Raw genomic sequence first — 7,714 nt, forward strand, 5'->3', positions numbered from 1 at the left:
TTTATTTTTACCATAATATCGTACCTACGGTACTGAAAAAAGCTCCAGAGGAGCGATATTATGGTAACTTCTGTGATAAAATAAACAAAAGTGCCATCGGCACGACATTATTTGCTGAGATAAATAGTGCCTCTAAGAAAACTATCAAATTTTGCAGAGTTTTCTTAGAGACACTAAATAGAAGCCCCCTTAATTGTAATAAGTATTAAATAATAATATCAAGTTAATAAATATAACTCTTGCGAATTGAAAAAATGCAAAAAAAAACCCCGCAGGTTAATGCAGGGTTGTGTATTGTTAAGTAAAGATTTTTGAAAATTATTTATCTTCTTTCTTTTTTGTAGTTTTTTTCGCTGTTGCTTTCTTGGTTGTTGTTTTTTTAGCAGGAGCTTTTTTAGCCTTTGTTTCCTTTTTAGCAGGAGCTTTTTTTGTTTCTTTTTTAGCAGGAACTTTTTTTGTTTCTTTTTTAGCTTCAGTTTTTTCCTCTTTTTTAGGAGCTTTTTTTGTTGTGGCTTTCTTTTTAGTTGAAGATTTTTTGATTTCTTTTTTAACCTCTTTTTTATCTTCCGTTTTATCTTTTTTTGCTGTATCTTTTGCTTTGGTTGTTTTTTTTGTTTTGCTTTCTTCTTTTTTAGCTTTAGCTTCTTTTTTTACTTCTGTTTTTTCAACCTTTTTACTTTCTTTCTTTTTTACTTTTACTTCCTCTTTGGTTTCAATAACTTTAGTTTCTTCTTCTGCTATTTTTGCTTTTTCCTCAACTTTTGGAATATAAACATCGTTCTTTTTTTTCTTTCTGTATTTTCCGAAAGAACCTCTAAAAATTTTTCCTCTTTTTGTTTTTGGATCACCTTTGCCCATAATTGATTATTTTTATCTTTTAAAATGAAGTGCAAAAGTAGGAATATCTTTTTAATTTGAACTTTGATTTGCAACAAAAATTTAAATATTTATAAAACAACAGAAAAGACTGAAATTCAACAGTTTTGTACTTTATTGGTTGAGTGATTACAAATTTCCACCATTTTGATTACTTCCTAAATGCCCTTTTACCTCCTCTTTTTCACCCTTCATTTTTTTTATCGCCACGAATACACTAATGAAAATATAAATTGAAGAATAAAAAAAAACAATCCTATTAAGGAATGGTCAATGCTTAACTTTTCACGTCTCACGTCTCACCTCTCACCTCTCATTTCTCACCCCTCACTTCTCACCCCTCACCTCTCACTTCTCACCTCTCACCTCTCACGTCTCACTTCTCTCCCTAATACGGGTCAACATCAATTACCACTCTAATGCTTTTATAACGTGTATCAAAATTAAATTTAGAAATTTCATCAATTAGTGTTTCTTTTGCGTTTTTAATTAAGGCATTATCTCTTTCAAATTTTAACATTATTTGGTTGATGTACAAATTTCTAAGTTTTGAAATTGGTGGAGCTTCAGGACCAAGTACTCTTTTTCCCAATTTGAGTTTTAGCCTTTTTGCCAAAAATTCACCACCTTCTGATACTTTTGTTTGCGATTTGTCTTTAAGGCTTATTAAAATTAATTTAGTTAGTGGAGGATATTTAAATCCCCTTCTTTCTTTCATGTAAAGATTGTAAAAACCTTCAAAATCGTTTGCTTGAATAAAGATGAATGCAGGATGCTCAGGAGTGAATGTTTGAACAATAACTTTACCCCTTTCTTTTCGTCTTCCTGCTCTACCACTTACTTGTGAAATTAGCTGATAGCTTCTCTCAACTGCTCTGAAATCAGGATAATTAAGCATTTGATCTGCATTTAGTATTCCTACTAATTTAACTTTTTCAAAATCAAATCCTTTAGTAACCATTTGTGTTCCAACAAGAATTTGTGCTTCTCCTTTTTCGAATTTACTTATCAGTTTATGATATGCTTTTTTCTTTCTTGTTGTATCATAATCCATGCGAATACCTTCAATTCCCGGAAATAAAACTTCAAGGTCGTCCTCAATTTTTTCAGTTCCAAAACCTTTCATTTTCATTTGAGTATTTCCGCAATTATCACATTTTGTAGGAATTGCCGTTTTGTACCCGCAGTAATGGCAACTTAAAGTTCGGGATATCATGTGATAGGTAAGGCTGATGTCACAGTTTTTACATTTTGGCACCCATCCACAAGTCTGACATTCAATGTAGGGAGCATATCCTCTACGATTTTGAAAAAATATTACTTGGTCATTTTTTTTAATTATTTTGTTTGCTTCTTCATACAATTTTGAACCGAAATGTCCTTTCATCTTTTTCCTTTTGTATTCGTCTTTAAGGTCGGAAAGGATAATCTCCGGTGGTTGAACATCGGTAAATCTTCTGTCTATTTTTACATATCCGTACTTTTTTGTTTTTGTATTAAAATATGTTTCAAATGAAGGAGTGGCTGTTCCAAGCAAACATTTGCAATCAAAAATAGAAGTCATGACAACGGCTGTATCTCTTGCTTGATAACGTGGTGCAGGGTTTTGTTGTTTGAAAGTTGATTCGTGTTCTTCATCAATAATTATAAGTCCGAGTTTTTTAAATGGTAAAAACATTGCTGAGCGTACTCCAAGTACTATTGAATATTCTTGATTAAGGGTTTTATGCCAAATTTCATATCTCTCATTAGGATTGAATTTTGAATGATAAATACCGATTTTGTTACCAAAATAATTTCTTAATCGTCTTATCAATTGTGCTGTTAAAGAAATTTCAGGTACGAGATATAAAACTTGTTGCCCTTTGCTGATAAGGTCTTCAATAAGATTTATGTACAAATGAGTTTTCCCACTACTTGTAATTCCGTGTAATAAAACTACATTCTTTTTCTCAAATTGAATTTTTATTTCTTCAAGTGCTTTTTGCTGAAAATCTTTTAGTTCAAAACTTTCTTTTTTGTATTTTTCTTTTTCAATCCTGTCAACTTTTACACTTTTAATTATTAATATTTTCTTTTTTTCAAGTGATTTAATTATTTGTGATGAAGCTCCAGATATTTTGATTAGTTCTTTTTGTGAAATCTTCTTTGCTTTTTTAAACATTGATTGATAGCTTAAAATAACATCAAGTTGTTTTGGTGCTTTTTCAAGTTCAGTAAAAAGATTTTTTAGTTTATTTTCATCTTTATATTCAGGATTCAGTTCAACGAATTTTTCCTTTTTTACTTTGTAGGTGTCCTTTAATTCTTCTTTTGGTAAAATAATTCCGTGTTGGTAAAGTGATTTAATTATGTGAAAAATATTTTTAATTTTTAAAATATCCTGAATTTGCGAAAGCGACAATTCATTCTGATTTACAATCGATTCAGTGATAATAATCTCATTTTGAGTTAAATTTGTAATATCTCCGTCATATTCAGGATTAATAATAACCTTGCTTTCACTTTCAAGTTTTAAGCTTGGAGGTAGTGCTACCGCCATTACTTCCCCCACCGAAGAGCAATAATAATCGGCTATCCATTGCCAAAGTTTTAGTTGTTTTGAATAAATAATCGGTTGTTCATCAAGTATATCAAGTACTTCTTTTGCTTTGTATTTCTCGGGTTTTTGTTTGTGAATTTTAACAATTAAAGCAGTATAAATTTTTCGCTTACCAAATTGAACAATAGCTCGTTTACCAATTTCAATTTTATCTGTAAATTCATGAGGAACCTTGTAAGTAAATGCTTTACGCAAAGGAAATGGAAGTACAACATCCGTATAAAAAAAATCTTTATTGTTATCTTCAAAAAGTCCCATTTCTATTTTCCAATTATTACAAAAGTGAAATTATAATTTTGGTAAATTAATAAACAACTTTGTATAAAACAGCTGGATAATTTCCATCCATATTTATTTTAGCTACAACTTCGAGCCATTGCGGTGCATTGTCAGGATTTAATAAAGCTCCTAATTGCATTCGAGCTGATGCCTCAATAAGTCCAAAATATAAGTAATCAACTTTTTCTTTTTTTAACTGATTTAAAAGTTCATCAGCTCCTCCTTTAGGAATTTCAACAGCAGTGCGACCGAGATAATATGCAAGATATGGTGCTACTGCCATAATTTTTTCCTGTTTTGATTCTTTTTTATTTTTAATTGGAATATTCTTTTCAAACCATTTTGCACAGTCAATAATTGTATATCTTACAGAATCAATTTTTACTTTATAAAGCAATGCCGGTTGTGTTTGCTCTTGAACTTTAATGTCATAAGGGCTTTTACTTCCTTCTTTTTTTCTTATTAGTTTGTTGCTGGCTGTTGTGTAGGTAAGTAGTTTAAAATCAGGTGGTACTTTGCTTGGGTCTTGCAAAAAGTTAAATCCTCTGCCTGCTTCCCAAATACTGTAGTAAACATAGTCAACTTCTTTCTTCCAAAGTAGTGCTACTTGTTCATAATAATTTTTAGCTGTAGGAACATATTTTTTTTCAAGATTAAGGTAATAAGCTATATGTGCTTTTCGTGCCATAATTTTATCGCCATCCTTATCTTTGGGTTTTAGTCCTTGAAATTGTTTTGCCATTTTAGGCAAATTTTTATCTCCGCAACTTATGTTCTCACTGTTGTAGCTATACGATTTACTGAAATTCCAAATAATTAATATTGTTGCAAGAACTATTACTGTTGATTGGGATTTTATCACTGATTTTTTTAAATATTTATTTTCAGAGAAAAGTGCATTAACTCCGAAAACAAGATAAAATGGTATCAAAAACATTGAAAATCTTTCGTTGTAAAAAACCAATAGCAGAACTCCAAAGAATAGAAAGTTAGCAAGGTAGAAGGTCCAACGAGATTTGTCGGGCGGATGTATAAACAAAAGTAACAATCCAAAAATTGAAAATATAGCGATATGCCAGCCAATCAAGCTACCAAGGTCTTTGCCTAAATGGCTAAAACTGTTAGTAATTAATTGTTTGAAAAATGTTCCCGGTTCTTGAAAAACAACCTGTGTAAGTGAGGAGTATTTGTCTCTATTTCCTTGATACCAAAATTCATCCCAACTCATTTTATCCTTTGCAAGATATTCATAAGCAATGTTTTGATAATTTTGATTAAAAAATGCTTTGCCTTTTTTCTGCTGTGTATAAATACCCCAAGGTGAAATTATTGCAGCAAAAACAACAATAAATATCAATGCAGTAATGGAACGTTTTTTCCAATCAAGTTTATAAATATTTATAAAAAGTATAGAAGCAATAACTGTTATAAAAATAAAAATACCATTGTAACGTGTTATGTAAGCAAGTCCGCCAAATACCGCAGCAATAATAATATTTTTTAATTCATATTTTCTTGATTTTAAAATAAAAAATAGTGATGCTGTTATTAAAAAGTTAAAGAACATATCCGTTCCTGCACTGTAAGTGTAAAGATTAAAAGTGGTGTTAACGGCTAAAAGAAGAACTGTAATGAGTGCTACAAGCGGATTGAACAAGGATTTTAATAATTCATAAGTTAGATAAATTATTAAACTTGCTGATAAAATTGCTAAGAAAATACCTGTTTTGAAAAAGTCTCCCAATATTATTGAAAACAAACCTAAAGTAATAGGGTAGAGTGGACCACGATATTTGTCAATAATAATATTTCCATCAAGAAAATTTTGTGCTTGGGGAACATAAGACCAAAAAAAGTCGGTTTCTACACCATAATCGCCAATTTTGTGAAACGAAAAACTAATAATTGCCATTATCAAAAAATAAGAACCGCCAAGTATCAACCCAAGCCATTTATTTTGAAATATCTTTGAATCATTTAAGTTTGCAATCTTTTTTGTTGAAGTATCCTTTTGTTTCTTTTTAGCTGTTTGTTTCTTTGTCATGTTATTTAATTTTTTTTCAAAAATAAGAGTAAATTATTAAATGATGGAATGCTTTTTATGTAAAATTGATAAATGTTGATTTATAGGAATTTGTGATATGTATGTAATATCTGGAATTAATAAAAGCTCCCTTATAAGTTTCCAATTTAAATATTATCCGTAATTACAATTTAATTTAACTTTGCTGTGAAAATGAAAACTTAAATTATGAACAAAAAAACAGCAATAATTATAACTTCAATATCTGCTCCTAATGATGTTTTAAAAAGTATAGCCAAAGGTGCTAAAGAAAATAATATAGAATTTATCCTTATTGGTGATGTCCCATCTCCAAAAGATTTTTTTATTGACGGATGTGATTTCTATGGAATGGATAGGCAAAAAGAACTGGACTTTAAGTTAGCAAAGATTTTACCTGAAAGGCACTACGGAAGAAAAAACCTAGGTTATTTAATTGCTCAAAAGAATGGTGCAACTTTAATAACTGAAACAGATGATGATAATTTTCCTCGTAAGGAATTTTGGAATGATAAACGAAGAAAACAGACTGTTGCCACATCTGAAAATGATGGATGGTTAAATGTGTTTGGTTATTTTTCTGACAAAGTAATTTGGCCAAGAGGATTTCCGCTTGAAAAAATTCAAGATGAACAAAAGCAGAAAAAACTTTTTAAAACGCAGGATGTTATATGCCCTGTACAGCAAGGACTTGCTGATGAAAATCCTGATGTTGATGCTGTTTATAGACTTACTTACCCACTTCCTTTAAAGTTTGATGATGATTTTTCAATAGCAGTTGGAAAAAATACTTGGTGCCCTTTTAATAGTCAAAATACTGCTTGGTTTGAAGAGGCGTTTCCTCTTATGTATTTACCTTCATATTGTAGTTTCCGCATGACAGATATTTGGAGGAGTTTTGTTGCTCAAAGAATTTTGTGGGAAAATGATTGGCATCTTCTTTTCCATAAAGCAACTGTTTGGCAGGAAAGAAATGAACATGATTTGATGAAGGATTTTAAAGATGAAATACCGGGCTATTTAAATAATGATAGAATTGTTAAAACGTTAGAAGCTCTGGATTTAAAAAGCGGAAAGGAATTCCTTGGTGAAAATCTTAAAAAATGTTACCAAAAGCTTGTGGATATGGAGTTAGTAGGTAAGGAAGAATTGAATTTGATTGATGCTTGGTTGGAAGATATTTCAAAAATTGCATAAGAAGTAATACTATAAAATTTGGGGGAATTGTTTATATTTTCTCGCAAAGACGCAAAGAAGAATTGTTTAGATTCTCCTCCATAGCTTTAGCGAAGGAGGATTTAGTTATCTGTTTATTTGTTTCAATAGTCATTTAGTGGTCATTTGCTTCGCTGTCATTTAATTGTCATTAAGTTGTTTATTTGTTTATCCATACGGACTCATACGAGCTAACTTCGTGTCGCAAGTCTTGGTGATTTGTTTCTATTTTCACGCAAAGACGCCCCGATACAGTCATACTTCCTTATGGGGCAAGCAAAGAACTCAAAGGAATAATTGTTTATTTGTTTATCTGTTGATTTGTTTATTTGAAAGCTCCAACATACCGTCATTGCGAAGGAAGAATGACTGTGGCAATCTGATGAGTCGGAGTAATTTCACGCAAAGACGCAAAGAACGCAAAGGAATAATTGTTTATTTGTTTATTTGGTTATCTGTTTATTAAAAAGCTCCAAGATACCGTCATTGCGAAGGAAGTATGACTGAAGCAATCGGATGAAAGAATTGTTTATTTGTTTATCTGTTGATTTGTTTATTTGATGATTTGTTTATTTGGAATTTGACTGCTGGCTGGAGACTGCCTACTGCTGACTGAGGACTGTTTTTGACTACCTCTGCTAAAAAGCCCGAGATTGTCGCGGTCGTACCTCCCTCACAAT

5 protein-coding genes are annotated in these 7,714 nt (G+C 31.0%); 2 read left to right on the top strand and 3 right to left on the bottom strand.

From position 1 onward, the window contains the following. Positions 1 to 209 (top strand): hypothetical protein (locus U9R42_13805; GenBank protein MEA3497097.1); only part of this gene is annotated, 209 nt, incomplete at its 5' end. A 109-nt stretch (positions 210 to 318) separates the two neighbouring features. Here the strand turns inward: U9R42_13805 and U9R42_13810 are convergent. From U9R42_13810 to U9R42_13820, 3 genes are all read right to left on the bottom strand, one after another. Then, complete coding sequence (locus U9R42_13810) at positions 319 to 858, bottom strand: 30S ribosomal protein THX (GenBank protein ID MEA3497098.1); 540 nt, start codon at positions 856 to 858, stop codon at positions 319 to 321. Between the two features lie 406 nt (positions 859 to 1,264). Then, positions 1,265 to 3,736 (bottom strand): primosomal protein N', encoded by a 2,472-nt coding sequence (priA, locus tag U9R42_13815; protein ID MEA3497099.1) that lies wholly within the window; start codon positions 3,734 to 3,736, stop codon positions 1,265 to 1,267. Between the two features lie 46 nt (positions 3,737 to 3,782). Next, on the bottom strand, positions 3,783 to 5,801 hold the full coding sequence (locus U9R42_13820; GenBank protein MEA3497100.1) for a glycosyltransferase family 39 protein: 2,019 nt from the start codon (positions 5,799 to 5,801) through the stop codon (positions 3,783 to 3,785). 207 nt (positions 5,802 to 6,008) lie between these two features. Between U9R42_13820 and U9R42_13825 the strand changes: the two genes are divergently transcribed. Beyond that, on the top strand, positions 6,009 to 7,016 hold the full coding sequence (locus tag U9R42_13825; GenBank protein ID MEA3497101.1) for an STELLO glycosyltransferase family protein: 1,008 nt from the start codon (positions 6,009 to 6,011) through the stop codon (positions 7,014 to 7,016). The last annotated feature ends 698 nt before the right edge of the window (positions 7,017 to 7,714 follow it).

The sequence above is a fragment of the Bacteroidota bacterium genome (assembly GCA_034723125.1).
GTDB lineage: Bacteria > Bacteroidota > Bacteroidia > CAILMK01 > JAAYUY01 > JAYEOP01.